Origin of the sequence: Thermococcus sp. SY098 (assembly GCF_035621495.1) — an archaeon.
Lineage (GTDB): Archaea > Methanobacteriota_B > Thermococci > Thermococcales > Thermococcaceae > Thermococcus_B.
This window is the reverse complement of the sequence record NZ_CP141821.1, coordinates 1,922,858-1,948,618: the sequence shown is the minus strand read 5'-3', so window position 1 is coordinate 1,948,618 and position 25,761 is coordinate 1,922,858. Positions and strand designations below refer to the sequence as shown.

Annotated in this window: 29 protein-coding genes and 6 tRNA genes; 15 read left to right on the top strand and 20 right to left on the bottom strand. The window is 40.7% G+C overall.

Annotated elements, in window-relative coordinates:
• The first annotated feature begins 16 nt into the window (after positions 1-16).
• Entirely contained in the window at positions 17-1,960 is a 1,944-nt protein-coding gene (locus tag VFC49_RS10965) for an amylo-alpha-1,6-glucosidase (RefSeq protein ID WP_324735552.1), read from the top strand.
• A 229-nt stretch (positions 1,961-2,189) separates the two neighbouring features.
• Positions 2,190-3,386 (top strand): pyridoxal phosphate-dependent aminotransferase, encoded by a 1,197-nt coding sequence (locus VFC49_RS10960; protein WP_324735551.1) that lies wholly within the window; start codon positions 2,190-2,192, stop codon positions 3,384-3,386.
• A gap of 12 nt (positions 3,387-3,398) precedes the next feature.
• On the opposite strand, the gene VFC49_RS10955 is transcribed toward VFC49_RS10960, so the two are convergent.
• On the bottom strand, positions 3,399-3,602 hold the full coding sequence (locus VFC49_RS10955) for a MoaD/ThiS family protein (RefSeq protein WP_324736755.1): 204 nt from the start codon (positions 3,600-3,602) through the stop codon (positions 3,399-3,401).
• 159 nt (positions 3,603-3,761) lie between these two features.
• Here VFC49_RS10955 and VFC49_RS10950 point away from each other — a divergent pair.
• Positions 3,762-3,849 (top strand) — tRNA-Leu (locus VFC49_RS10950).
• A gap of 25 nt (positions 3,850-3,874) precedes the next feature.
• On the top strand, positions 3,875-4,033 hold the full coding sequence (locus VFC49_RS10945) for a 50S ribosomal protein L40e (protein WP_324735550.1): 159 nt from the start codon (positions 3,875-3,877) through the stop codon (positions 4,031-4,033).
• Here VFC49_RS10945 and VFC49_RS10940 read toward each other — a convergent pair.
• Entirely contained in the window at positions 4,030-4,356 is a 327-nt protein-coding gene (locus VFC49_RS10940; protein WP_056933230.1) for a PadR family transcriptional regulator, read from the bottom strand. The genes VFC49_RS10945 and VFC49_RS10940 overlap by 4 nt on opposite strands.
• A 159-nt stretch (positions 4,357-4,515) precedes the next feature.
• Here VFC49_RS10940 and VFC49_RS10935 point away from each other — a divergent pair, with 159 nt between their 5' ends.
• Entirely contained in the window at positions 4,516-4,815 is a 300-nt protein-coding gene (locus VFC49_RS10935; protein WP_324735549.1) for an FUN14 domain-containing protein, read from the top strand.
• A 25-nt stretch (positions 4,816-4,840) separates the two neighbouring features.
• Positions 4,841-6,154, top strand: coding sequence for a lipopolysaccharide biosynthesis protein (locus tag VFC49_RS10930; RefSeq protein WP_324735548.1), 1,314 nt, complete (start codon positions 4,841-4,843; stop codon positions 6,152-6,154).
• Here the strand turns inward: VFC49_RS10930 and VFC49_RS10925 are convergent.
• Together VFC49_RS10925 and VFC49_RS10920 are read right to left on the bottom strand one after the other, a co-directional pair.
• Positions 6,126-6,881: a metallophosphatase family protein gene (locus VFC49_RS10925; protein ID WP_324735547.1), complete on the bottom strand. Its 756-nt coding sequence runs from the start codon at positions 6,879-6,881 to the stop codon at positions 6,126-6,128. The two genes, VFC49_RS10930 and VFC49_RS10925, sit on opposite strands and share 29 nt — an antisense overlap.
• A gap of 371 nt (positions 6,882-7,252) precedes the next feature.
• Positions 7,253-7,330, bottom strand: a tRNA-Arg gene (locus VFC49_RS10920).
• Positions 7,331-7,399: 69 nt separating this feature from the next.
• Between VFC49_RS10920 and VFC49_RS10915 the strand changes: the two genes are divergently transcribed.
• Positions 7,400-7,843: an Lrp/AsnC family transcriptional regulator gene (locus VFC49_RS10915; RefSeq protein ID WP_013466540.1), complete on the top strand. Its 444-nt coding sequence runs from the start codon at positions 7,400-7,402 to the stop codon at positions 7,841-7,843.
• On the opposite strand, the gene VFC49_RS10910 is transcribed toward VFC49_RS10915, so the two are convergent.
• From VFC49_RS10910 to VFC49_RS10880, 7 genes are all read right to left on the bottom strand, one after another.
• A complete protein-coding gene (locus VFC49_RS10910) occupies positions 7,832-8,161 on the bottom strand; it encodes a hypothetical protein (protein ID WP_324735546.1) in 330 nt (109 codons plus the stop codon). The genes VFC49_RS10915 and VFC49_RS10910 overlap by 12 nt on opposite strands.
• A 21-nt stretch (positions 8,162-8,182) precedes the next feature.
• A complete protein-coding gene (locus VFC49_RS10905; protein WP_324735545.1) occupies positions 8,183-9,367 on the bottom strand; it encodes an ATPase domain-containing protein in 1,185 nt (394 codons plus the stop codon).
• Positions 9,364-10,077 carry a phosphoribosyltransferase family protein gene (locus VFC49_RS10900; RefSeq protein ID WP_013466537.1) on the bottom strand — a complete coding sequence of 238 codons (714 nt, stop codon included), beginning with the start codon at positions 10,075-10,077 and terminating at the stop codon, positions 9,364-9,366. The genes VFC49_RS10905 and VFC49_RS10900 overlap by 4 nt, the downstream gene beginning before the upstream one ends.
• A gap of 88 nt (positions 10,078-10,165) precedes the next feature.
• Positions 10,166-10,666, bottom strand: coding sequence for a YkgJ family cysteine cluster protein (locus tag VFC49_RS10895; protein WP_324735544.1), 501 nt, complete (start codon positions 10,664-10,666; stop codon positions 10,166-10,168).
• An 11-nt stretch (positions 10,667-10,677) separates the two neighbouring features.
• Positions 10,678-10,917, bottom strand: a complete 240-nt coding sequence (locus tag VFC49_RS10890; protein WP_048159706.1) for an Lrp/AsnC ligand binding domain-containing protein — start codon at positions 10,915-10,917, stop codon at positions 10,678-10,680.
• On the bottom strand, positions 10,914-12,260 hold the full coding sequence (locus tag VFC49_RS10885) for a signal recognition particle protein Srp54 (RefSeq protein WP_324735543.1): 1,347 nt from the start codon (positions 12,258-12,260) through the stop codon (positions 10,914-10,916). The genes VFC49_RS10890 and VFC49_RS10885 overlap by 4 nt, the downstream gene beginning before the upstream one ends.
• 375 nt (positions 12,261-12,635) lie before the next feature.
• A complete protein-coding gene (locus tag VFC49_RS10880) occupies positions 12,636-13,919 on the bottom strand; it encodes an MFS transporter (RefSeq protein ID WP_324735542.1) in 1,284 nt (427 codons plus the stop codon).
• A gap of 106 nt (positions 13,920-14,025) precedes the next feature.
• Between VFC49_RS10880 and VFC49_RS10875 the strand changes: the two genes are divergently transcribed.
• From VFC49_RS10875 to mtnP, 4 genes are all read left to right on the top strand, one after another.
• Positions 14,026-14,880, top strand: coding sequence for a damage-control phosphatase (locus tag VFC49_RS10875; RefSeq protein ID WP_324735541.1), 855 nt, complete (start codon positions 14,026-14,028; stop codon positions 14,878-14,880).
• 86 nt (positions 14,881-14,966) lie between these two features.
• Positions 14,967-15,176: a hypothetical protein gene (locus VFC49_RS10870; protein WP_324736754.1), complete on the top strand. Its 210-nt coding sequence runs from the start codon at positions 14,967-14,969 to the stop codon at positions 15,174-15,176.
• A 96-nt stretch (positions 15,177-15,272) separates the two neighbouring features.
• A complete protein-coding gene (locus VFC49_RS10865) occupies positions 15,273-16,571 on the top strand; it encodes a hypothetical protein (RefSeq protein WP_324735540.1) in 1,299 nt (432 codons plus the stop codon).
• A 44-nt stretch (positions 16,572-16,615) separates the two neighbouring features.
• Positions 16,616-17,419: an S-methyl-5'-thioadenosine phosphorylase gene (mtnP, locus tag VFC49_RS10860; protein WP_324735539.1), complete on the top strand. Its 804-nt coding sequence runs from the start codon at positions 16,616-16,618 to the stop codon at positions 17,417-17,419.
• A 31-nt stretch (positions 17,420-17,450) separates the two neighbouring features.
• Here the strand turns inward: mtnP and VFC49_RS10855 are convergent.
• Positions 17,451-17,528: transfer RNA gene (locus VFC49_RS10855), tRNA-Arg, on the bottom strand.
• A 90-nt stretch (positions 17,529-17,618) separates the two neighbouring features.
• Between VFC49_RS10855 and VFC49_RS10850 the strand changes: the two genes are divergently transcribed.
• Positions 17,619-17,696: transfer RNA gene (locus VFC49_RS10850), tRNA-Gly, on the top strand.
• A 122-nt stretch (positions 17,697-17,818) separates the two neighbouring features.
• Here VFC49_RS10850 and udp read toward each other — a convergent pair.
• The gene (gene udp / locus VFC49_RS10845) at positions 17,819-18,655 is read right to left on the bottom strand and encodes a uridine phosphorylase (protein WP_324735538.1); all 837 of its coding nucleotides are present in this window, start codon (positions 18,653-18,655) and stop codon (positions 17,819-17,821) included.
• 64 nt (positions 18,656-18,719) lie between these two features.
• Between udp and VFC49_RS10840 the strand changes: the two genes are divergently transcribed.
• Positions 18,720-19,766 carry a pyridoxal-phosphate dependent enzyme gene (locus VFC49_RS10840; protein ID WP_324735537.1) on the top strand — a complete coding sequence of 349 codons (1,047 nt, stop codon included), beginning with the start codon at positions 18,720-18,722 and terminating at the stop codon, positions 19,764-19,766.
• Between the two features lie 163 nt (positions 19,767-19,929).
• Here VFC49_RS10840 and VFC49_RS10835 read toward each other — a convergent pair.
• Positions 19,930-20,004 (bottom strand) — tRNA-Cys (locus tag VFC49_RS10835).
• A 22-nt stretch (positions 20,005-20,026) separates the two neighbouring features.
• Positions 20,027-20,113 (bottom strand) — tRNA-Ser (locus VFC49_RS10830).
• A 77-nt stretch (positions 20,114-20,190) separates the two neighbouring features.
• Here VFC49_RS10830 and VFC49_RS10825 point away from each other — a divergent pair.
• Positions 20,191-21,423 carry an Nre family DNA repair protein gene (locus VFC49_RS10825; protein WP_324736753.1) on the top strand — a complete coding sequence of 411 codons (1,233 nt, stop codon included), beginning with the start codon at positions 20,191-20,193 and terminating at the stop codon, positions 21,421-21,423.
• Between the two features lie 88 nt (positions 21,424-21,511).
• Positions 21,512-22,633 (top strand): alkaline phosphatase family protein, encoded by a 1,122-nt coding sequence (locus VFC49_RS10820; RefSeq protein ID WP_324735536.1) that lies wholly within the window; start codon positions 21,512-21,514, stop codon positions 22,631-22,633.
• A 71-nt stretch (positions 22,634-22,704) separates the two neighbouring features.
• Here the strand turns inward: VFC49_RS10820 and rpsG are convergent, their stop codons facing one another.
• Genes rpsG through rpoA2 form a run of 5 tightly spaced genes read right to left on the bottom strand, consistent with a single transcriptional unit; the run spans position 22,705 to position 25,751 of the window.
• Complete coding sequence (gene rpsG / locus VFC49_RS10815; protein WP_013466522.1) at positions 22,705-23,352, bottom strand: 30S ribosomal protein S7; 648 nt, start codon at positions 23,350-23,352, stop codon at positions 22,705-22,707.
• Between the two features lie 5 nt (positions 23,353-23,357).
• Complete coding sequence (locus VFC49_RS10810) at positions 23,358-23,801, bottom strand: 30S ribosomal protein S12 (RefSeq protein WP_013466521.1); 444 nt, start codon at positions 23,799-23,801, stop codon at positions 23,358-23,360.
• 10 nt (positions 23,802-23,811) lie between these two features.
• Positions 23,812-24,249, bottom strand: coding sequence for a NusA-like transcription termination signal-binding factor (locus tag VFC49_RS10805; protein ID WP_013466520.1), 438 nt, complete (start codon positions 24,247-24,249; stop codon positions 23,812-23,814).
• A complete protein-coding gene (locus VFC49_RS10800; protein WP_324735535.1) occupies positions 24,249-24,554 on the bottom strand; it encodes a 50S ribosomal protein L30e in 306 nt (101 codons plus the stop codon). Before VFC49_RS10800 ends, VFC49_RS10805 begins: the two co-directional genes overlap by 1 nt.
• A gap of 12 nt (positions 24,555-24,566) precedes the next feature.
• Positions 24,567-25,751 (bottom strand): DNA-directed RNA polymerase subunit A'', encoded by a 1,185-nt coding sequence (gene rpoA2 / locus VFC49_RS10795; RefSeq protein WP_324735534.1) that lies wholly within the window; start codon positions 25,749-25,751, stop codon positions 24,567-24,569.
• Positions 25,752-25,761 lie beyond the last annotated feature (10 nt).

Genomic DNA, 25,761 nt, shown 5'->3' with positions numbered 1-25,761 from the left:
CATGGACGGTGTGTTGATGTCCAAAGTGACATTGGCATTTAATGGAGCATTCGTTCTCTCAGATGAAAAAGGCGATATGAACAAGCACTATCACGGCTTCTATGCTTTTGATACAAGGTTTGTAAAAAACATATCTCTGGAAATTGGCAAAGAGATGTTTTTAGGACATATCGGGCATGATAACATGACTTCAATATCACGCATACTTATAGGAGGCTCGGTAATCCTACTGAGAAAACGTGAGTTATTGAATGGCTGGAGATATAGAGAAGAGCTGACCTTTTACAATATGGCCAAGGAACCAGCAAAAATACTACCCAAATACTTCTTCGAAGTTTGCTTTGAGGACATATTCGAGGTTAGAGGGAATCACAAACCACTTAAGAGAAAAATAATTAAAAAACAGACTCCAAAAGGGATTAGATATACTTACATTGGCATTGATAAAATAAAGAGAGAGCTTGAAATTAAAGCTAAAGGATTCCGATTTGAAAGCAATTATCTCACGTCAGAGATTTCTTTAAAACCTTTGGAAAAAAAGAGCATCAGCATCGAATTTTCTCCCAAGATCCACATAAAAAGTGCACCATTTCTAATTAGGAATGTCTTCAATTTCAAATTTGAGCAGAGAGTGATCACAAGCAACATTGAGGTGAATAACATATTCAAGACCTCGCTGAAAGATTTGGCTTCTCTAACAGTACTGACCAATCACGGATTAACAGTTTTTGCTGGAATCCCGTATTTCATGTGCCTCTTTGGCAGGGATAGCATAATAACATCCTTATTCCTTCTGCCATACTTCCCGGAATACGCCAAAGGAACCTTGAAAATCCTATCAAAACTCCAAGGAAGAAAATTTGACAAAAAAACACTTGAAGAATCTGGGAAAATTCCTCACGAATACAGACTTGGAGAGCTCTCTCAAGCAAACTTAATGCCTTTTGCTCCATATTACGGAACAGTGGATTCTACTCCCCTGTATTTGATCTTAGCAGGGGAATACGTTAGATGGACAAGAGATTACAACACAGTGAAAGAACTTAAAGACACCCTAAACAAGGCACTTGAATGGATTTTTATGAAGCTTGAAGAGGGAGATGGATACGTGAGGTATTCGTTGGCTTCCCCCTATGTTCAAATGAACCAAGGATGGAAGGACTCAAAAGAAGGGGTTCCAGATGAGCACGGAGAACCTACAAAACCGCCAATTGCATTAGTTGAAGTTCAGGGTTATGTGTATAAAGCCCTATTAGACATGGCGAGACTTTCGGATATCTTGGAGTTTGAAGAATCGACCCTGAGGGAAGAAGCCAAAAAACTAAGAAGGAAATTTAATACGGATTTCTGGATGAAGAAGGAGAAATTTTATGCAATTGCTCTAAATGGCAACAACAAGCCTTCAAAAGTAATTTCCTCCAATCCCGGTCACTTGCTCTTCACAGGCATCGCAGAGCATGAAAAAGAAGTTGCCGAAAGGTTGTTCAAAAAAGACATGTTTTCGGGATGGGGAATTAGAACTCTAAGCTCAAAAGAAAAAGCATACAATCCTTTCAGCTACCATAACGGCAGCGTTTGGGCACATGATAATGCACTTATTGCATTGGGATTAGCAAAAATTGGAGAAACTGAAAAAGCAGCTTTTCTGGCCGATAAATTTCTGAAAGCTGCGAATTTGATGAACTATCAGTTGCCAGAGCTTTTCAGTGGTGTTAGAAGTGAGATTCCACTTCCCATTCCAAGAGCAAATGTCCCTCAAGCATGGAGTGCCGCAACCCCTTTTGCATTCTTAACAGCCATGCTTGGACTCACTCCAGAGGGAGTATCAACAAATCCACAGCTCCCAGAGCATCTTGAAAAGATTGAAATAAAAACGATAACCATTGGAGGAACAAAATACAGGATAACCATTGAAAAGAAAGATGAACAGATTAGGGTAGATATGAACAAAAGCCATTAAAAGGCTCGGAGGGTGTTCACGTCATCATTACTCAGCATGCTTGCTATTCGTCATCGCCTACTTCTATTATTTTCTCTGGCTTTTAAAGTTAAGTGTTTTCTAATAAATGCTGAAGCAAACATAAAACCGTCATCATCTTTCTACTTCCTGTTATTTGATACTGCGGGAGAGGTAAGCTTTTATGATAGAATGCTCAACTAATTATGAAAGCAATTTGTTGGTGATTGAAATGATTCATGCATCTAAAAGGGCTATGGGAATCGAATATGCGATTAGAGATGTTGTTCTACCCGCCAGAGAACTTGAAAAGCAGGGGATAAAAATAATCAAGCTTAACATCGGGGATCCAGTTAAGTTCGACTTTCAGCCACCAAAGCACATGAAAGAGGCATACTGTAAAGCTATCATGGAGGGACACAACTACTACGGAGAGAGTGAAGGCGACATAGAGCTCAGAAAGGCAATAGTAGAAAGGGAAAAGAAGAAAAATGGCGTTGATATAACTGTGGATGATGTGATGGTAACAGCAGCAGTTACAGAGGCATTACAGTTCGTCTTTGGCGCTCTTGTTGAGCCTGGAGATGAAGTTTTAATCCCAGGGCCGAGTTATCCCCCATACGTAGCACTTGTAAAGTTCTACGATGGAGTTCCAAAAGCCTACCTTGGAATTGAAGAAGAAGGATGGCAGCCAGATATAGATGACATGAGAAAGAAGATAAGTGAAAAAACAAAAGCTATAGCAGTTATAAATCCAAATAACCCAACTGGAGCCTTGTATGACAAAAAGACGCTCAAAGAGATTCTTGACTTAGCTGGAGAATATGACATTCCCGTTATCAGCGATGAAATTTACGATTTAATGACCTATGAAGGGAAGCACGTTTCTCCGGGCTCATTGACAAAAGATGTTCCAGTAATTGTAATGAACGGTCTCTCAAAAGTTTACTTTGCAACAGGGTGGAGATTAGGATACATGTACTTCGTTGATCCGGAGGACAAGCTTGCTGAAGTAAGAGAGGCAATAGGAAAGCTCGCAAGAGTAAGGCTCTGTCCAAATACACCAGCTCAAAAAGCCGCCATTGCTGGTCTCACAGGTCCAATGGACTACCTTGAGGAATATATGAAAAAGCTCAAAGAGAGGAGGGACTATATCTACAAGAGGCTGAACGAAATTCCTGGTTTGAGTGCCCAAAAGCCAGAAGGAGCGTTTTACATCTTCCCACGCATTGAAGATAGGAGCAAGTGGAAGAGTGACAAGGAATTTGTTCTTGATGTGCTCAGAAACGCTCACATCTTAGTGGTCCACGGCTCAGGATTCGGAGAAGGTGGAGAATGGCACTTCAGAGCTGTCTTCCTGCCGCCAGTCGAAATCCTTGAGCAGGCTATGAACAACTTAGAAAAATTCATGAAAGAAAGGCTCAGCTGATTTTTCTTCTTTTTATCCTCCCGAAACCACCGGAATGACCTCAACATAATCGCCGTCTTTAATTGGATCATCTTCCAAAGCGACTTTTCCATTCACCTTTGCTATCGCACTCTCTGTGTTAAATCCAACGGCTCTCAAAACATCTGCAACTTTCATACCCTTTTGCCATTCAATTTCCTTCTCGATTTTTCTTCCAATGACCCTAACCTTTATCATCTCCATCACCAGATGAGCGTTGAAGTTTAGGTTTATAAATTTCTGGGAAAATTAATTATTGCCGATGATGAGAAGGCCCGGCACCGAAAGGTGATGAGGGCCATCACTTCCGAGGCTTACCGAAAGCTTTTTAATTTACCCTCTCATCTTAGTGAATGAGCGGGGGTGCCCGAGCCTGGCCAAAGGGGGCGGACTTAAGATCCGCTGCCGGAGGGCTGCGCGGGTTCGAATCCCGTCCCCCGCACCATCATCAAGATCATGGAGGGATTATCATGGCGAGGTTTCCAGAAGCGGAAGCAAGAATATTTAAAAAGTATATATGCATGAGGTGTGGAGCAACCAATCCATGGAAGGCAGATAAGTGCAGAAAATGTGGATACAAAGGACTAAGGCCAAAAGCCAGGGAGCCAAGAGGAGGAGTTGGACGTTAACTTTTAAGCTTCTCTAAGGTATTTTCTATGAAGTTTATTCCTTCCTCTAAAAGTTTTCTGCCTTTTTCTGTAAGTTCATAATACTTTCTCGAGGGCTTCCCAGTTTCGCTTTCTTGCCATTTTGATGTAACATAACCATCTTTTTCAAGCTTGTACAGAACTACATATGAACTGACTGTTGCCGGTTCAAATCCAAACTTTTCCCTTATTCTGCTCTTTAGCTCATAAGCGTACATTGGTCTCTCTTTTAGAAGACTTAAAATGTACAGCCACAGCACTTCTTTCGTCAGCTTTTCTTTCAACCTTTCCATTGGCGCAGTCATAAGTATCACCTATAATAATACATAAAGTATATCAAATCAAAGCTTTCACCAGTTATAAATATTTTTCTTTTATATTCTTTAAACATTTCGTATCTATAAAACAACTAACGTAAAACTATTTAACCCTCAACCGTATAGATTCTGATTAGGTGGATTGAAATGGAAGTGAATTTTGGTGGAATTGCAGGGGATATAGGTGTTGGAGGGCTTGTGGGATTCATAACCGGCTATGCACTAAAGAAGTTCATCAAACTTGTATTAGCACTAATTGGAGCATATGTACTCAGCCTCTTTTGGCTTCAGCAGAAGGGAGTAATAACAATAAACACAAATGCACTTTTTAATCTTACAGAAAGTGCAGCAACCCAGACACTGAGTCTGGCAGACAAAGTTATGGGTATTCTTCCAGGAGGAGGAGCATTTGTAGTCGGATTTTATTTAGGATTCCACAAAGGTTAAATCCTCTACATCTAATTTTTCTCTTATGAGTTATGAGAGAAAAGTTCTAATAAGACATTCAATTGCAAGCATAGTAGCTCTTGCTTTATTTGGAATTAGCAGATTTCTCTACAGCATTATCATCTCAAGAAAATTTGGGGTTGAAACTTTAGGATCTGCAAATTCTCTGATTTCCCAAGCATTTCTTGTGGCAATGCCGCTGAGCTTTTTTGCGGTTGCATTGGGCAAGTACTCTTCGGAATTTCTTGCAAAGAAAGATTTTGAAAAAATAAAATCAATGACATCAATTTCGTTTTCATTTCCACTGATTGGGATTTTACTTGCCCCGTTGAACGTGCATCTTGCCATTCTTTCAGTTCTGAGAGCAGTTCAACTCACATTTAGGAGCTTCGTCTACGGAATCCATAGAGGAGAGATTTATGCATATATTATGATCCTCAGTTTCATACCCTTTGTTGCCAGCTTTTATTCTAACGATCCCTATCTGCCATATATAGCACTGCTGTTTACAATATCCTCTTTTGCTTTCATATATCTCTTCAAAAAGGGTTTATTGGGAAAACCCAGAAAATATGAACTTCACATTCTACTTAGATATTCATCCTTTGCATTCCTCGGAACCCTTTCTGGGGTATTTTTAGTTCAGGGACCTTACTTCCTAAGCGAAAAGCTTGGAAATGCACTGATTGCTGGTAAGATCTCGGCATCTCTGTCAGCAGCATTTCTGCTGACTTATTTGCCTCAGGTGCTCCAATCTGCAATCATGCCGCTATACTCATACAAATACGGGAAAGAGGAATTAAATTATGTAAAGCTACTTGCAGAAAAGACCACGGAACTACTATCAATCTTCACAGCTTTTGTCGTCTTTGCTCTGTTGCTTGTCGGAAGAGAGGTAATTTCATTTCTTTTTGGTTTTAATCTTGGAAATGAGTTTTACATCGCACTGCTGGCAGTTGAGATTTATATAGCCTACAACCCCAGCATCGTTGCTTTAAACTCCACAAGATACGTGAAAGAGGGCAGTTTTATCGCAACTGTTGGGGCTTTGGTAGCGTTAATTACGTGGATACCCCTTATTAGAATGCTTAATGAGTATGGAGCAGTGATGGGATTATTAGTCGGATACTTGACAATATTGTGTGGAACAGCGTATCTCAGTCATAAAAAGCTAAAAATTTCTCCTAAATCATATAAACCACTATTGTTTGCAATACCACTTCAGTTGTTAGTCTTTATATCAAAAATAGTTTTGCTCATTGGAATTTTGCTTTATACGTTAATCCTGAAGAACAAAATAAAAGAGGGCATCAAAGCTTTCCATGGTAGAGAATCCTAATCAGCTCTTCGGGTAGACCTTCCTTCTTTATCTTGTCTTCAATTATTCTTTTGTCATAGTCAACTTCAACGAATTTCACATGAAGTGTATCCACATCAATGAGGGCAAACGTTGCTTTGTGTTCTTTTCCTGGCGGGAAGCCTATGCTTCCTGGGCAGACTACCCTCCCATATCTTGTCATAGCATTCACCGGTATCTTTGGAGAAGCCACTAAAAGAATTTCATACTCTTTTACTGGCCTCATTATTGCTTCATAGTATGAGGTTGGTTGTTCTGGAAGTACTATGCCCCCAAATGGGTTTAATGGGCTCCCATAAACTCCAAATATGTCGTTGTCCCCAATTTTGTCAACAAGGTACACTGGTAAATCTCTTATAAACTCCCTTCCATCATGATCAAGCTTTTCCCATGTGTATTTTAGAGCTGCTTTAACATGCTCTGGAAGGCTGATATTATCAATGTAATCCGGACCTTCAGCATGGGGATCGCTCATAGCAATTATCTGGTCAAATTCACCCCGGATTAGTTTAACTTTGGTGCTTTTAATCAAATCATCAAGGGCATCCAAGATCTCTTTCGGATATGGGAATAATCCTACAATGTTCCCAAGAATGTAATATTTCTCAATATCATACCCATTCTCTTTGAGTTCTTCAATTTTTCCAAGTGCTTTAACTAAAGCCGGGAAGTTTCCATTTATGTTTGCTAATACCGCTACGTATCTCATCCGCTCACCCCCCACTTTTTCTAACTTTATTTTACTAAAATGGTATATTTAAAAGTTTCGCAAAAAGAGAAAGTTCAGCGGGAAAAGGCTAAAAATTTCCTCTTTTTCTTTTTGCTCTCCTCTTTTACACTGGTCATTATGTAAAGCATCAGCGCATCTTCAATCATCGGCATCACCTCCTTATATTTTTGTTGTTGAAAATCTCGCAGAATTTTCTATTTTTATTCATGCGCTTGCAAGTTTTAAAGAACCTTCAGATTTTAGTTAATTTTTGTTAGTTTTATAAAACTTTCTGCTGATGTTTTATCTATGATGCATAAAGTCATACCCCAAGAATCTACAATGTCTAAGAAAAGAGCAAAATACTTTTATGGCGGACCGGCGGGGATTCGAACCCCGGACCTGCGGCTTAGGAGGCCGCCGCCCTATCCTGGCTAGGCTACCGGTCCTTGAACCCGGTATGAGGTGTAGGAGAAGAATATTTAAACTTTGCGGTGGAGCTCTATAAGGTGAGAACAATGATAGATGAACTTGACAGGAAGATACTTTCATTGCTCCAAAAAGATGCACGTTTATCTTACAGAGAAATCGCCAAGAAACTAAATGTTGCCGTTGGCACCGTTTATAATAGATTGAAGAGACTTGAAGAAGAAGGCATACTAAAAGGATTTTACCCAAAGTTAGACTATGAAAAGCTTGGTTATGAGCTGACAGCTATTATAGGAGTCAGGGCCCAAGGAAAAAGGATTATTCAAATTGAAAAAGAGATCGCTAAAGATGACCATGTTTTGTGTGTCTATGATGTTACTGGAGAGTACGACATAATTGTAGTTGCAAAATTCAAGGGAAGAGAGGATATGAACAGGTTCGTGAAAAAAGTTTTGGCAATTGATGGAGTTGAAAAAACAAATACCCATGTTGCCATGGATATAGTAAAAGAGGATCTCGTTCTACCTATTTAGATATTTATTAATGAATCGCTTCGCTGCTTCGTCCAGTTTTTCTACTGGCAATTTCACCCTCTTTCCGTTTACTGTGCCCTCAAAAATGACAAGTTCTTTGGGAAGTACATCCCTAAGTACTTTAAATTCTTTGTTCTGCTCAATAATATGATCTCTAACTCTAACAAACTCATCAAAAGTTGCATGTCTTATGACTCCCTCAATTGCTATTTCTGTTCCACATTCCTCCCTGGAGCAATAAAAAGAAAATCTTTCTCCAATGTTGGCATCAATAACCAAGCTTCTGCCCTCTGCATTATAAACCAAAAACCTTCCCATCCATGAACTCTCCCAACATTTTTACTCCTCTTTTCTTTTTATTACAAATTCACAGTATGAATCACCCTTAGCTTCACATTTAACCTCATGACCTTCCCATTCACTGCCCGATATTTCTTCCACTATCTGAGCAAGTGCACCAGCATAATGAAGGTGAACCTGAGATCCAAAGTTTGGCATCCTTGGGAACAAGTTTTTTCCTTTAATTACTATCATGTCATTAGAAAATTGAAGAATTTCCAGCATCCCTCCCCCACTAATCTTGGTTTCATCAAATATTTTCTCTAAAACGTGCCTGAGACTTTTGTGAACCTTTGCATATATTTTTCCTATCTCTTGGAATGATTTTCTCCCCCAAAAGTACAAAAATCTCTTAGCCTCCTCTTCCCCCAGATATTCAAAAAGGCCCTCAATAAGCGTTGCTTCACTGTTCTCTTCCACTAATTGGACCCTCTCATTTCCAGCCCACAACATACCCTCTTCATCCAAAAATAGGGATTCTTTCAGCCTTTCCACAGTTTCATAATATTCTCCATAAGGCTGAATTCCCCTTTCGGTTTTCACATAAGTGAAATATGTCACAGAACTTAGAGGGTGAGGTGCCTTAAGAACATGTATTTTGCCGTTCTTGACTGAAATAACGTACCCAAAAGGCAAGGTTAGAAGGGAATAGTAGTCAGGAGAAGTTAATTCTTCCATAAATGATGCAACTGTGGATACATGCTCAAGGGAAATTGAGTTTATGAATCTAACGATAATTTTGAAGAATTCTTCCTTGCTTGATAAAACGGCATAAAGAATTGATAAATCATCAATAACGAGGAAATCGTACTTTTCCTTTATTAAGATATCTCTTATAATTGCTGTCGTTATTGGTAAGTCTAAGGGATTTGGGAGCATATCCTTCCCTGAGACTGTCATTTTAGAGTATATGTTTGTATAACCGTCAAGTATCCTTAATTTTTCACTTTCCATAAACGACGAATAATCTATGCCGTATTCTTTAACCCATTCTATCAAAGAGCGTGGAGTCTGCTTAAACTCTACTAATAGCACTTTGTAGTCTTGAGAGAGAAGAGAAAAAACAAATTGGTGCATTAATATTCTGTGGTCTTCATCAAATAGCCCAGAGAACATTACGCTGTGCTCTTCTCTAATGCCACCTTTTAATATGTCATCGAGCCTTTGTATCCCTGTGCTAATCATAGTCTCACCAAGCTTTCAACTGGAATCTTATATTCATTTTTAAGAACATCAATAACATTGCCAACGCTTATTAGGAAAAACATTCCAACGGGTACAGCACCAGCTTGTTTACACATTTCCAGCAAGGCTTTTTGGGTTTCTCCACTCCTGATTACATCATCAACGATCAAAACTTTTTCACCTCTTTTCAAAGCCCACTGTGGCAAGTATAGTGTCATAACGCTCCCTGAAGCACTGGGGACGTAATTGACCTCATAGAATTTCTCAACCCCAACTTCTTTCTTCTTCTTTGCATATACAACATCAACATTTAGCTCATTTGCTATGTGAACAGCCAATGGTATGCCGTCTGTAGCCGCTGTGAGAACCTTTGAAATATCTTTGCTAATGTATCTTGATGCAACTTCTTCAGCTATCAGGCTCATTAGGTTGGTATCGCTCAATATCTTCATATTATCAAAGAGACCATGTTCATCAAACTGTATTCTTCTTTTCACTTCTTCTTCTATGTTAATGTAGGGGGATAACATTTCCAGAAGCTCCTTAGCCCTGTCAGTGCTTGGAAGGACTTTTCCCCTCACATATCTGTTGAGCACTGTAATCGGCAGCCCAGTTATCTTTGAAAGTTCCTCATATGTATACCTCTTTTTGAGCAGTTTTAGGATTCTTATTACCCTAAGCTTTTCCTTGACTGCTTTTATCTGACTCAATGCCTCCACCTCCTTTGAAAAAATGATTGACAAAAAAATGTATAAATAGGTTTCGGTGAAAATTACAATCTACATTGGTATTATCAGTCTAAGACACTTTGGAAAATCCCAATTTTCTACGGTAGTCTTCAACAATTTCCCAAAAATACTTTTTAACGAGTTCTAAGGTGAAAGGTTCACCTTGGGGATGGTTTATTCCTTTACAAAACTCTTCTTCTTTTATATAAACCTCAAGCGTGTTGCCTTTTCTTATAAGCACAAAAGGGTAGAGCTTACAAGCAAGGGGTCTATGTGGATATACCTTGCATTTTCCATCCTCTTGAAGAAATATGCAACCTCCATCAAAAGGTCTCTTTTTCAGAGCATATCCCAAAAACCTATCCCCTCTGTAAAACATTTTTTCATAATCCACAAACTCCCAAGTACTGTATCCAATCTCCTCAAGTCTTTCAATATCCTCATCTCTAAGAGGCACTTCAAGTCTAAAACAGCACTCAGCACAGTTTTCAAGACATCTAAATTTAAAAGAAGGATCGGATTCAATTTCAAGTGTATCCAAGTGAATTGTGGCAATCCACTTTTTCTTCACCACCCCACCTCCTAAATTCTATATGAACTCGCTATCAGTGTTTCCGTCATCTCAATGTCCCCTATTCTCCTGAGTATTTCATCATGGAACTTATCCAGCTCTGCTATGTTACTAACCTCTACCCTAATGACAATGTCGTATTCGCCATACACCCGATAAATCTCCTTCACCATGGGCTTGTCTTTGAGCTTGTTGTATACTTTTTCTTCATTACCCGGCTTTACAATGATTAAAACAAACGCCTCCATCATATGCCAAAACCTCCCATACCTAATCTCTTCATCATCCTATTAAGACTTCTTTTGTTCATGCTCTTAAAGAATTTCTTCATCTGATTATACTGCTCAAGCAGCTCTTTAACATCTTTCACTGTAGTTCCAGAACCTCTGGCAATTCTCTTAATGCGCGAGTAGTTGATAATCTCAGGATGTTCAAGCTCCTCTTCAGTCATTGAATCCATAATCACTTTAAATTTCTTCAACCTCTGCTCACTAACCCTGACAACGTCATCAGGAAGAGAGTACCCCAAACCGGGAATCATCTGGAGAATTTGCTTTAATGGTCCCATCTTGCTCATAGCTTCAAGCTGGGCGTACATATCTTTAAGATTGAACTTTCCACGCATGAACTTTTCCAAATCTTCTTCTTTGAGTTCCTGAGCCCTGCTTAGCTCTTCAAATTTCTCTAAAAGACCTTGAATATCACCTAAGCCAAGTAACCTTGATACAAATCTCTTGGGATCAAAAGGCTCTAAATCATCAATTCTCTCTCCAACACCAATGAACTTTATTGGGGCTCCTGTCGCCACAACAGCTGACAATGCTCCTCCTCCTTTTGCTGAACCATCAAGTTTTGTTACAATAATTGAACCTATCGGGGTTGCTTCCTTAAATGCTAAAGCTTGACTATAAGCCTGCTGGCCAATCGTTCCATCTATAACAAGAATAACCTCGTGGGGGTTTATCGCATCACTTATCTGCTTCATTTCTTCGATTAGACTTTTCTCTTCTTTATGCCTTCCAGCAGAATCAACTATAATTATGTCGACTCCTTTATGGTTGAAGTACTCAACTCCTTCTTTAGCAAGCCTAACGGCATCTTTTTCATCGGGATCTCCAAAAACCTCAATTGAATAGGGCTCAACCAATTGTTTAAGCTGATGATAAGCCCCAGGGCGCCAAGTATCTGAGCACACAACTCCCACTTTATATCCTCTTTTCTGGAAATACCGAGCAAGCTTGGCAACTGTCGTTGTCTTACCAGAACCCTGAATTCCAACTGTAAGCAGAACAGTTGGCTTTTCTTTTATCTCTATGGGTTTCGCTTCCTTTCCAAGGAAATTTGTGAGCTCCTCATAGACTATCTTTATGATGTGTTCCCTTCTGGATACCCCAGCAGGAGGCTTTTCTTCTAAGGCTCTTTTTTGAATTTTCTTAGTTAAGTCAAGAACAAGTTTAACATTAACATCGCTCATTATTAAAGCTCTCTGAATGTCCCTTACGACCTCCCTAATCAGCACTTCATCAACAGAACCTGCACGTGCGAGTTTTTTTAATGCAGCGTTTAATGCCTTACCAAGACTCTCTAAAGCCATTTCTTCCCACCATAAGAAAGAGTGATGACAACTTTATAATCCTTAGGTTTTACCAAATTGTATTAATGAATACTTTTTCATCAAATAGTCCAATCTAAATACCTCTTTATGTTCAAACATGTACATTATATCTGGAAACGAAGCATTTAAGCTGTTTTACGTGAGTTTTGACCTTAGAAGAACATTCACAGCCATTCCAGAGCGCACAAGACTTTTAAGCCCAAAATATCAAATAATTATTGAGTATGAGGGAAAAAGAAAAAGGAGGTGAGAGATATGGAATGGTTACCAATCCTTCACGGCTACATGATCATTAGAGAGATTGAAAAAAGAAAGAAAAAACCGGTGCCAGAAGAACTTGAGTATTTAGAAGAACTACTCTAAGGCTTTTCCTTTTGTTTCTTTTCCAAGTACTGCAATATCCAACGCACCTATTATTGAGATTATTGCTATTATGAGCACTGCCATCCCGACTGTTGAGATTTCCATAATCCTTCCAGCAACTATAGGTGCCAATCCGCCGCCTATCCTTGCCATGGCTCCAGCCCAACCAGTTCCTGTACCCCTGACACTTGTTGGATATAGCTCGGGGGTGTAAGCATAGATTGCTCCCCATGCACCCAAGTTAAAGAAGCTGAATAACACAGCACTCAGAAGTATCATCGATGCATTTCCAGAACTTGCAAACTTATAGAATAAGATTCCAGCCAAACCTGATACGAATAGATAGCCAGATAATGTTTTCTTTCTTCCAACTTTCTCAATGAAATATGCAGCACTCCAGTAGCCGGGCAACTGCGCAAGTGCAGTAATTATGAAATACTGAAAGCTCTTAAAAACAGTGATGTTAAGCGTTGATGCAAGAAACTTTGGAAGCCATATAAAGAATCCATAGTAAGCGAATGCAATGCTGAACCATGCAACTGTCAACATGAAAGTTGTTTTGGCGTGTTTGCTCCAAAGTTCTGCAATTGTGATTTTTCCGTGCTCCTCTTTAGGCCTCTCCAGTTTTACAGAAACTCCGAAAATTTTTCCTATTACCTCTTCAGCTTCTCTAATCTTCCCATTGAGAAGCAGAAAGCGGGGAGATTCTGGCAGTGCTACTAAGAAAGGCAATGCTAACAGAATTGCACCCCCGAATAGAAGTATTCCCCGCCAATCTGCCTTCACTATCAAAGCAACAATTCCAATTATTATTGTACCAATTGCCCAGAAACTTTCCAAAATTGAAATCATAGCGCCCCTGATCTTCTTTGGCATGAATTCGGCGAAGTATGAACTTGCGACTGGGAGAGAACCACCCAAACCAAGACCAACTATAAATCTTAGAACAATCAGCTGATCCAAGCTTTGAACAAATGAGCTTACCACTGAGGCAATGCCGAATGTGGCCACTGCCAAGCTCAAGCTTTTCTTTCTTCCTATATAGTCAGCCAGTATTCCGAAGAACCACGCTCCAAGCAACATGCCCCATAACGCTGCCGATCCCATTGCTCCAAGCTTCGTTAGGCTTCCTTGAAATGCAGGTTCTTTTTTCAGCAACGGAATTATAAATGCCACAGAGAGAGTGTTAATTGCTATAAACGCCCATATTGTGCCCAAGACTGCCAGCAATCTGTAATGGAACTTTCCAAACCTTGCATTCTCTATGACCTCCACTTTGCCTCACCGAACATTTGTTCGGTTGACTGACTTAAAAATCTTTTCACAGAACACAGCGCAAGAATTAAGAGGGACAAAAACTTTAAGAAAGCGGGATGAAAAAATGAAGGTACATTACGAGTGTCTTGCATGCCAAGTGCTTCAGTGCCAAAGAATAGCAGAACTCAGCACTGAAGATTTAGAGAAAAGAAGAAGAGCTATGATTTTTTCATCCAAGCTTTTTGCAGATTACTTCAATGAAAACTCAATTCCAGCTGTTGTCGGAAGTGAAATATTCCTTAGGCTCTATGAGTATCTAGGAGTTAACGATCCATTTAAAGGATACAAGGATAGGTCTAACAAACTTGCACGAAAAGTGGTAGATGACTTAAAAAGAAAGCTTAAGATTGACCTAAACACTGCCCTTAAGCTGGCTATAGCAGGCAATGTAATTGACTTTGCCGTCGGATATAATCCCGAAAAAATTGAGGAGGACATTTTGGAGATGGTAAAAGAGGGGCTATACATTGATGAAAGTAAAAAGCTGTTTGACACACTAAAGATGTCAAAAATTCTGTTGTATATAACTGACAATTGTGGAGAGATTTATTTTGACAAACTGCTCTTGGAAAAAATCAGAGAAGAGTTCCCCAGGCTGGAAGTTTACATTGCTGGAAAAGAGGATGCCATAATAAACGATGCAACTGTTAATGATCTAAAAGAAGCAGGTATAGACAAATTTGGAAAAATAATTTCTACGGGAACAAGAATAGTCGGTGTTCCCATGAATAAAGTCAGCAGAGATTTCATTGAGATATTCAATAAAGCCGATGTGATAATAGCTAAAGGACAAGGCAACTTCGAAACACTAAGTGAGATTAAAGATGATAGGGTGTTCTTTCTTCTAAAGGCAAAATGCAAACCTGTGGCAAGGGAGTTAAATGTTCCACAAGGTGCAATGATTTGCAAGGCCCTCTGAATAGACAATTGTCGATAATATCTTTAACGAATAGCGATTAAAAAGCTTTTTATACTTTAGGGTTGTACATATACATGGTGATATCTATGACAGCTATTATTAAAAAAGATGTCAACAAATTTGTAAAAGAGCTAAAGAAGCATTACAGCGATGTTTGGAAAATCCCATCCAGTAGATACCTCGATAACCCAGATTTCATTGTTATTGATCCAAAAACAGGAAAAAAAGTCAAGATCAGCTTTGTAGCTTTAGACGACGGTGAGACAGTGAGCATTGTGTACGACGATCTTAGCTGATGTAAGCTTTCGTTTTTTGTCGTATACTTTTCTACTATTCGCTTTAATCTCAAAAATTGTTAAATACTTCATAATCAAACTTTCAATTTGGTAACCATGACCAAGGTAGATGTTGCAGGTGAAGTTCTCAAACTCACATCAATGATAAGGGATCCCTATTTTCGCGCTATTTCCTATGCTCGGATTGGGTACCAGCTGTTCCTGCTTAGGGACAACAGATACAAAAAAGCATTTGCCAATGCCGTCGAAACTGTAAAAATGATCGAAAATCCAATTGCAATAATAAAAACACTTATAGAAATTGGCAAATATTTAAGAAAAGCTAAAATCGCAGCAGCTGTTAAAGTCTTTCACCAAGCATTTGAGATGACAAAGGCAATTCCAAACCCGGTGCACGACGAACTCATTGAGAGCATAGTTAACACATTAATAGAGCTCAAAATGCACGATGAAGCCCTCATGTACACCTCTGAAATAAAGGATAAAATAAGAAGAAATGAAATGCTCCTCAGACTGCTAATCTCCTACATAAATACTGGAAAAGTTAGAAAAGCATATTCGATTCTCGAAATCATAGATGAAGAACCATGGTACTCAATAGCAGCTGTTGAACTTCTCAAGACACATTTAAAGAGGGAAGAATTTGGGAGTGCCATGAAAATATTGCAGAGTTTAAAAAGTAAGTACTGGATAAACGAAGCGATGAAGGAAATTGCCATTCATCTAAAAAACTACGGGGCACCAAAGGCTACTTTTGAAAAATTTGTTGATGCTGCACTGACCATGGCGGATGAACTTAGCTTTGATGCCCTTAGAAACTTGCTTGTAGGCTTTGGCAGTTCGGGAGAGATAGATTCTGTCATCAGAATTATTAAAAAGATGCCTCCCGCAGAGAGAATTAAAACCTTGAAGGAAATTTCAGCCAAGATTATAGAGGACGAAGAATTGCTAAGGATATTGATGATTAAAATCGGCAGGGAAGAGTTTATCCCAGTAGCGAAGTTTCTGCTTACAAAATTATTAGAAAAGCCCGACAAAAAATATATCAAAGTTGTTGAAACTATTGGAGCAAGGACAGGAAACGAAGCCATTCTTGTAAAGGTAGTGACATTCTTAGCAAAAGTCGGAGAGTATAACAAAGCTCTCCATTTTGCCCATAGAGTCACGGACAGCCATTTGCGTTCCTTAGCATTTGGCAGCATAGCTGTGAATTTGCTCAAAGAGGGGGATATCGACAGGGCCATTGACACAGCATTGGAAGTTAAAGATCCCAAATGGGGTTCATGGCTCCTTGGAGAGTTGCTTGTGAAGATATTAGAACTTGCTAAAAGCAAAGAGGTTGAGGATGATTTAGAAAAGAGAGCTAATGAACATAGGACACTGTGGGAAAAGTAGCTTTTTTAAACCTTCCTTTATACTCTTTTCTTAAGGTGATAAAAATGGTAAGGATAGCCATTATTGGAGGTTCTGGAGTTTATGATCCCAAGCTCTTAGAGAATATAAGGGAAGAGGAGATAAACACTCCCTACGGAAAGATCAAAGTGAAAATAGGGACATACAAAGGCGAGGAAATAGCCTTTTTAGCAAGACACGGAGAAAAACACAGCGTTCCTCCCCATAAGATAAACTACCGTGCAAATATCTGGGGGCTCTATGAACTCGGTGTTGAAAGAATTTTAGCAACTTCAGCTGTGGGCTCATTGAATAAAGCTATGAAGCCCGGAGACTTCGTGATTCTCGACCAGCTTATGGACTTTACAAAAAACAGAGTGTACACGTTCTATGATGGAGAAGATTCACCACATGAGAGGAAATTCGTTGCCCATATAGACTTTACTGACCCATACTGTCCAGAGATCAGGAATGCCCTCATTAGAGCAGCAAAGGAGCTTGGATTCAGCTACCATCCAAAGGGTACTTATGCTTGTATGGAAGGACCAAGGTTTGAGACAAGAGCTGAAATCAGGGCATTAAGGATTTTAGGGGCAGATGTCGTTGGAATGACTCAATGTCCAGAGGCAATTTTAGCAAGGGAACTTGAGATGTGTTATTCAAGTGTTGCAATAGTTACAAACTTTGCTGCAGGAATAAGTTCTCAAAAGCTAACCCACACAGAAGTAGTCGAGCTGATGGCCAAGAAGAGCGAGGAGATAAAGTATCTCCTTATGAAGGCGATCGAATACATACCAAAGGAAAGGAGATGCATGTGCAAAGATGCCCTAAAAGGTGCTACAGGAGACTGATTCTCTTTTTTTAATTCTGTTTTTAGGAGAATGGCGCCCCGGCGGGGATTTGAACCCCGGACCTCGAGGTCCGCAGCCTCGCGCCCTATCCAGACTAGGCCACCGGGGCGCGCTCATTGGGTTTTAAAAAATGCTCTTTATAAAGTTTGCTGGCGAAAAGCTTATAAAGGCACTCTTATGTTAGTATTTAACGGGCTGTGCGGTGGTAGTCTAGCCTGGTCTAGGACAGCGGCCTGCCACGCCGCGGGCCCGGGTTCAAATCCCGGCCACCGCACCACAAACTTTTCTGAGAAGACCCGATTGGAGTTTAATTATTTCATGCAAAGTTACCATAAGAATACAATGTTTTGCTCAAAGTCAAGACTGCACATGTTAAAAAATTAAAGTCAAAAAGAGACGCTAAAGCTTCCTCAAGCTTGGGAACCAGTATTTCTTTCCTTTTTTCTCCTTCTCTTCATCCCACTCAGCCAAAATTTTTACGGCCTCACTTGCAACTAATGCCGCCTCTTTCTCCCCAGCTTTTCCGAACTCATTGGTAACTCTATTCGCAAAGACCGCACATACACAGCCAGCTCTAAGACCATAGATGTTAGCCAATGTAAAGAGTGTCGCTGCTTCCATTTCAAAGTTTGTGACTTTTGCCTGTCTCAGATCATCAATCAGATGCTTTGCAAAGCTTGGGAAATAGCCATTTAATCCCGGTCTTGCCTGACCGACATAGAAGCTGTCCGTTGATGCTGTAATTCCCACATGATAGCGAACTCCTAATGTCTCAGCGGCTTCAATCAATGCTAAGGTCACTTCATAATCTGCACTCGCTGGATATTCAACCCTAACGTACTGCTTTGATGTTCCCTCCAGCCTAACGGCAGCTTTTGCAATTATTAAGTCGCCAATCTCTATTCCTGGTTGAATTGCTCCAGTTGAGCCAACCCTTATGAAGGTGTCAGCCCCTATAGCTGCCAATTCTTCAATTGCTATTGCCGTAGAAGGCCCTCCAATCCCCGTTGAAGTTACACTTATTGGAACCCCCTTATATTTTCCAGTATGAGTCCGATACTCCCTGTGGAAGGCTATTTCCTTTGCCTCATCCCACAGAGCACTTATTTTAGGCACCCTCTCTGGATCTCCAGGCAATAGAACGTATCTTGCCACATCCCCTGGCTTGCAGGCTATATGGTACTGGTACCCTTCTTCGGTTTGGGGTCTATCTGCTGATACAAACCTCATCTCCATCACCTTATCATAAGCTTTGCAAAAAGCAAATAAAAGTCTTCGCATAAATCTTGGTGGTGAGTACATGCTAAAATGCCAAAAATGCGGAAAAACCTATAAAAAATTCCATTTAGTTTGTGAATGTGGTGGACTTCTCGATGTTGTAATGGAGTTTAAAGGGAGCTTTGAAAGGCTTTTAAAGAAGGAATATTTAGATGTAAGACGTTACTTGAACTTCTTACCAATCAACGAAAGAGCTCTTCCAAAGTTAGTCCTTCCAATAATCCCAACTGTTGAAATGAACATTGAAAATGTTAAAGTTCTTTTCAAGCTTGAATATTTGATGCCTTCCGGCTCATTCAAGGATAGAGGAACTTACGTAACAATTGCAAAGCTGAAAGAGGAAGGAATTAAGGAGATAAGCATTGATTCGTCAGGGAATGCAGCCATAAGCTTTGCCCTCTTTGGAAAAGCTGAAAGAATTAAAGTTCATGTGTTTATTCCAGAGCACACAAGCAGAGGGAAGAAAAGGATTTTAAAACTTTTAGGGGCTGAAGTTCATGAAATCAAAGGCTCAAGAATGGAGGTACATTGGAAAGCCCGTGAGTTTAAAGATGCATTTTATATTTCACACTGGTATAATCCCTATTTCTTAGAGGGTACGAAAATTGTTGCATATGAGATTTTTGAGCAAATTGGAGATGTTGACTATGCCTTAGTTCCAACAGGAAGTGGGACATTGTTTTTAGGACTATATAAAGGATTCAAAGAGCTCAAGGATTTCGGAAAAGCTAAAATGCCGAAGTTAATTGCAGTTCAGGCTGAAGGTTATGAAAGCTTATGCAGACGAAGTGAACAAAAAAGCAAGCTTGCAGAGGGGATAGCAATCCCAGAGCCTCCAAGAAAAGAGCAAATGCTCAAAGCTCTAAAAGAAACTGAAGGATTCTGCATATCAGTAGGGGATAGCGAAATAGACAGAGCCTTTAATGACCTCATTTCAATGGGTTTCCTGGTCGAGCCAACCTCTGCAGTCGTCTTTGCCGCATTTAAGAAACTTCTTGAGAGAGGCGAATTTGAAAAAGGCTCAAAAGTCCTGTTACCTTTAACCGGATCTGGATTAAAAGTTATCTGAGATGCAGCATTTTAAGTAAGCAGTCTCTTTTCTTCTTGGGTTCGTAGGACGCTTTTTTAGTGAAGACCTGAAAATATGCCAATCTAAAGAAACTCCACTCTAAGAAAAACACAAAGATAAAAAACAAACTTGATCGAACTTTTTTTATTAGAAAACGTTTTTATGGAGCCGGGAGGGGGATTCGAACCCCCGTAAAGGGGATCTGCAGTCCCCCGCCTCACCTCTAGGCTATCCCGGCATTTGACCCGGAGAAACCAGGCTGGCGCCGCGGCGGGGATTTGAACCCCGGAGGGACCACGCCCACCGGCTTAGCAGGCCGGCGCCCTACCAGGCTAGGCTACCGCGGCACGGTTATTACTCATAAGCAGTGGGTATTTAAGCTTTTTGGAGGGGGCAATTATAAATACCAGTGCACAAACTAATAATGATGCAGCTCTTTAACTCAAAGCTATGTGCATTGTGCAAGGGTCGCAAATTACTCTGTGGGCGACCCACATGCCCAATTCTTGAGAGATTTAGGGTAGTTAAGAGTGTCGAGAGAATTGTAAACAGAAGGGAAATTTTTGGCTCTTCACCGCCAAGCATATTCGTTGGAGAGTTTGGATATCCAAAGGTCCGAATTGGACCCCTTGTGCCGCCAATTGAAGGAAACACATCTTATCTTGACAACCCCCTTAAATGGGAAAACAAAACAATAAATGACATTCTCAAATACCGTTCGCTTTTGATTATGGGAGAAACGAAGGCTGATGTAAAAGTGAGCAAAAGCCAGCGAATTCTGAGCGAAATTCAAGAGTTAGCAATGTCAATAAGACCAGTAGATAGCGAAATTCTTCTCAAGAGAAAGCCGATTTTAAAAGTTCTGCCAAATGAGTTTGCCCCACCAGTTGGGCCAAAAGCGGAGCTTTTAGATTTTGAACTTACAGAAAATCCAAGAATCCCAAGAAAGACTGACTATGTTGTGAGCGATGAACTAAAGGCTGAAGAAGCCATTATGAGGCTCTATACTTGGGGATTTGACGAATATTACATTATACGATTGCTTTCAGCCGGTTTGTTGGGGATTAGCAGAAAGCTTGTGCCAACGAGATGGAGCATCACAGCAGTTCAAGACACCATTGGAAAGCATTTGAGAAAAGAGATTCTGAAATATGACACAATAAACGAGTTCGAGCTTTACTTTTACGAATTCCTTGGGAATAGATACGCTGTGCTTTTGATGCCGGAGAGTTTTGCATTTGAGCTCTTAGAGGTGTGGCTCAAGGGGTCGCTGTTTGGAAGCGAAGAGCCCCAAGTGATTCATGACTATGAAGATTGGAGAGGCATCAAAGGTTATGCTGAGGAAACAACCGGCGCCTACTATGCAGCCCGCTTAAGTGTCCTCGAATTTCTAAGGAATAGAAGAAGACAAGCAAGGATTTTAGTGTTTAGAGAGGTGACCCCGAAATATTATGCTCCTGTTGGAGTATGGCAGATTAGATTAGGAGTTAAGAAAGCCCTGAAAAACCCAGTTGGGAGATTCAACACACTGCAGGAGGCTTTAAACGAAGTTAAAAAGCTCTTAGAGCACCCTCTTGAGAAATATCTCGAGAAGAGCTGGCTCTTAAAGATGTGGAGGAAACAGATGACACTTGATGAATTTTTGAAAAACTTTTAATTTTATGGTATCTAAGAAACCCCGTAGATGATGAAGTTCGCTAGGTCTGAGTGGTGATGACTGCACGTCAGGCTGATGGGGTGCTTTCATGAGAGAAAAGCTTGCTTTAATAAGTCTCGATGGAAATGGAGTTTACAACCTTAAGCACATGCCATTCCTCCGCAGTTTGATTGAGGGGGGCTCCTTTGAGGTAGTTGACTCCATCTTTCCCACTCTCACTGACTTAGTTCATACCTCCATTATGACTGGTGTTTATCCAAAGGAACATGGTGTTGTTGAGAACGGTTACTATGACCGCTTAGCTGACAGGAAGATAAACTTCTACGATTATGAGGTTGCATTTAATCCCCATAAGGTGATAAAGGCAAGAACAGTTGTCGATATTCTCAGGGAAAAAGGAATAAGGAGTGCTTCTGTTAGCGGCTATACAATGCCACCCTTCAGCGGAACCAACGTGAGGATTTTTCCACCATTCTTCAGTGATGACAAGCTCTACAGACAGCATGGAAGGGATTGGAGGAAAGACGTATGGGTTGCACAGTCAGCATTATACCTTTATGAGGAATGCAAGCCAGATTTATTGCTGGTTCACTTCTGCTCAATTGATGGAATGCAACACGATTACGGTGTTGAGAGCGAAGAGGCTCTAAAAGCTGTAAAAACCGTAGACGAGATGCTCAATCTGATTTGGAAGCGTTTAAAAGATGAATACGCTTTCATTATCTTTGCAGACCACGGGCAGGAGAACGTTCACACCTGGGTGAACCTCAAGACTTATTTGAAGAAGCATGGCATTGAAACACTCCGTGTTTCTTCAGGTGGAGGAGTGCACATCTATCTGAAAAATCCAAACCAAGCTGAAGAAGCTTATCAAGTTTTACTAAAAGCGCCAGGAGTTAAGCACGTCTTTTTCAGGGAAGATTTGCCTCATTTAAATACACCGAACAGTGGAGAACTGATAGTTTCAGCTAAAGAGGGATACTGGTTCTGCAGCCATGCGAAGTGTAAAGGTATTAAGGGGACAAGCTACTGGGTTAGGGGCATGCACGGCTCAATGAATGAACAAGTTGTGAAAGTTCCACTGATTTTATGGGGATTTGAGAATGTCAATATTGAGAATGCAAGTCTTATGGATATAGCTCCAACGGTTTTAGCTTTCTTCGGAGTTGAGAAGCCCAAAGAGATGGTTGGAAAAAGCCTCCTGACATAGTATCCTCAAACACTGAATCTTGTGAATTTAAGATCAGGTGATATAGAAAAGTGAGGGGATAAAAACAGTCCTCACCTTGAGGACTGTGCAATTCTCTCGATTTCTTCCTTCTTGCTGTAAGCATAGCTCTTTGTGTCCTTATTTGCTGCTGCAATGATTTCCTCTGCAAGTGCTTCAGCGTAGCTCATCTTGTTTCTGTAACACTTTGCAGATGCACCTAATGCAATGTTTCTCAAAGCAACATCAAGCCTTCTCAATGGTGATATATCAACGGCAACGTGATATCTGATACCACCAAACATAACAGTTGTTGTATCCTCTCTTGGAGCAGCATTTTCAATAGCCCTGATGAGGACTTGGATTGGGTTCTGCTTTGTTCTCTTCTCAATGATCTCAAATGCCTCCTTGACGACCTCATAAGCCTTCATCTTTTTGCTCATCAACGAGCGGTGTTCTCTTCTCATGAAGTGTCCCGCTACTTTATAGCTTGATGCACCGCTTCTCATGACCTTGTTAATAAGCCTCTCCACAATGTGAACGTTAGCTTTACCAAAGGGCTTCTTTGCGTGTCTTCCATGAGTGTGGGGCAACAAGCGGGGCTCAAGGTTTATGTATGGCTTAAGTGATGGGTCGTTTACAACGACATCCTCCGTGCTCCACTTTCCAAAGACCTTCAAGTCCTTTGGGATGAAAAATCTCTCTTGTAATGGCTTTGCCATGACCATCACCTTCTTGGCTTCTCCTTTCTACCTTTAACTAATTCCTTGAGTGAAACTCTGTTGACCTTAACGACCTTGTATCTAATTCCTGGGATGTCACCCATTGAACCACCCTTTGGACCACCGATACCCTCGATGATTACCTCATCGTGCTCGTCAATGTGGTTGATAGCTCCATCACCAGGACAGAAGGCTGTAACGACCTTACCGTTCTTGATGAGCTGAACTCTAACTGCCTTTCTCATTCCAGAGTTTGGCTGCTTTGCCTCTACGGCAATCTTTTCAAGGACAATTCCTCTTGCTTGTGGAGCACCCTCAAGGGGATCGCTCTTCTCCTTGAGTCTAAGCACTCTTCTCTTGAATGTGATATCGCTCCATCTGAACTTCTTTCTCTTGAGCTTGAGCTTTCTTCCAGCGAATTCTCCATATGGGGCTTTCTTTCCAGGCATGATCATCACCTCAAATTATGACCACATCTTCAATTCCATGGTGTCTCTCCATTAATTCCTTAACGAGATTTATATTATGACCGCCTCTACCGATCGCCCTCGGCTTATCCCTCTGATTAACATCAAGGAGGGCGACCTTTTTACCATTCTTCTTTTCAGTTATGTGGACTTTTTTAACTCTTACGCCCATTGTTTTATAAATGTTCCTGAGAAACTCTTCTGGATTCTCTGAGTGCTCTATGAGATCAATCTCCTTTCCAAGCATGCTCTGTATTCTCCTAACGTTCATTCCCCTCTTCCCTAAAGCCAATCCCATCTCGCCCTTCTTTATAACATAGATCAGGCGGTTTCTGTCTTGATCTATAATGCAGTCAAGCACTGTAGCTCCTGTGAAGCTCTCAAAGAGGGCAATATACTTGATCTGGTCGGTATTTAACTTCAGGGGCATTACTGCTTACCCCCAGCCAAGGCTAAAATGTTGCTTTCTCCTGGATCAACTATAGCCAGAGATGCCACCACAAACGGTTTACCTAAGACAGTACCCAGCTCAACGCTCGTTCCCTCGTACTCATAGACTGGAATGTTGCTGAGCTTGGCATAGTAGTAAATGTCCTCTTTAACTTCCTTCGGCGCATTCTTTGCAACGATGATAAGCTTTGCACCACCGATTTTGGCTAATTTTACAGTTTTGTTTGAACCGATGACTACCTTTCCTGTTTCGAGAGCCTTTCTAAGCTCGAAAGCTACATCCATTAATCACACCTCCTACTCTTCTTCTATTGGTTTTAATGGTAACCTCATAGCGAGCCTAACTATGCCTGTTCCAACTGGAACAGGCTGTCCGATGAGGACATTTTCAACGACACCGTTTAAGGGGTCAACTTCTCCCCTTTCAGCGGCTTCAAACAGATGTTGAACGGTTATCTCGAAAGCTGCCCTTGCTAATACGCTCGCCTTTGCCCCAACAACACCATGCCTTCCGATGGGTCTAACGATCCCATCAAGGGTCATTATATCAGCGACGAGCATTATATGTCTCACATCTACTTCAAGACCTTGCTCCTGCATAGTATTTACAATCTCCTCAATGATTGCATTTCTCGCTGCTTCAATTCCCAGAACTTCTGCGATTTCGTGGATGTTGTTTGTTCTTGTTCTTGTTGGATCAACACCCGGAACTTTTAGCACTTGCTTGAAGTTTGAGCCCTCTGTGTAGATAACGTACTCATCGCCCTCTTTGCGGATTATAGTTTTTCCAACGCCTGAGAGACCTTTTAAGCGATGGCTTTTAACCTTTTCGGCAATCCTTCTTAAGTCGGAAAGCTTCTCCGCCTTCTTGGGCCTCACTATAAGCGTATATCCATCAACTTCAAATTCAGCTGTCTTGAACGAGCTTTCAAGCTTCTTTTTAATCTTCTCCATTGTTAAACCACTTCTCTCCAAGCGCTCTGGGTCAATCTCAACAACAAACTCCATGTTAAGAATGTCCATTGTCATGCTCTGGGCCAAATTAATTAAAGTAGTTCCCTCAATCTTTCTCGCAACTTCTAATGCCTTTTCCCTATCATAGCGATGCTCCTCATCAAGATAAACTGTCATGATTGGTGTTGATGGATTTTTCCTCGCATCAACAATCTCAATGATTCTTGGCAGACCAAGGGTAACGTTGATCTCAGCGACACCAGCATAGTGGAAAGTGTTAAGCGTCATCTGTGTTGAAGGCTCACCAATAGACTGAGCAGCCACAGTACCAATTGCCTCACCAGGTTCAACCACAGCGTTTTCATATTCTTTAACAACTTCCTCTATAATAGCCTCAACTTCCTTCTTCTTGAGCTTGTACTTTTCGTTGTACTTGACAAGCTTCTCATAAAGCTCTTCCTTGGTTTTCTCGGGAAGATGAGGAGCATTCTTTTCAATTAAAGATTTAATAGTGGAAGGAGCAACCATCCAAATCACC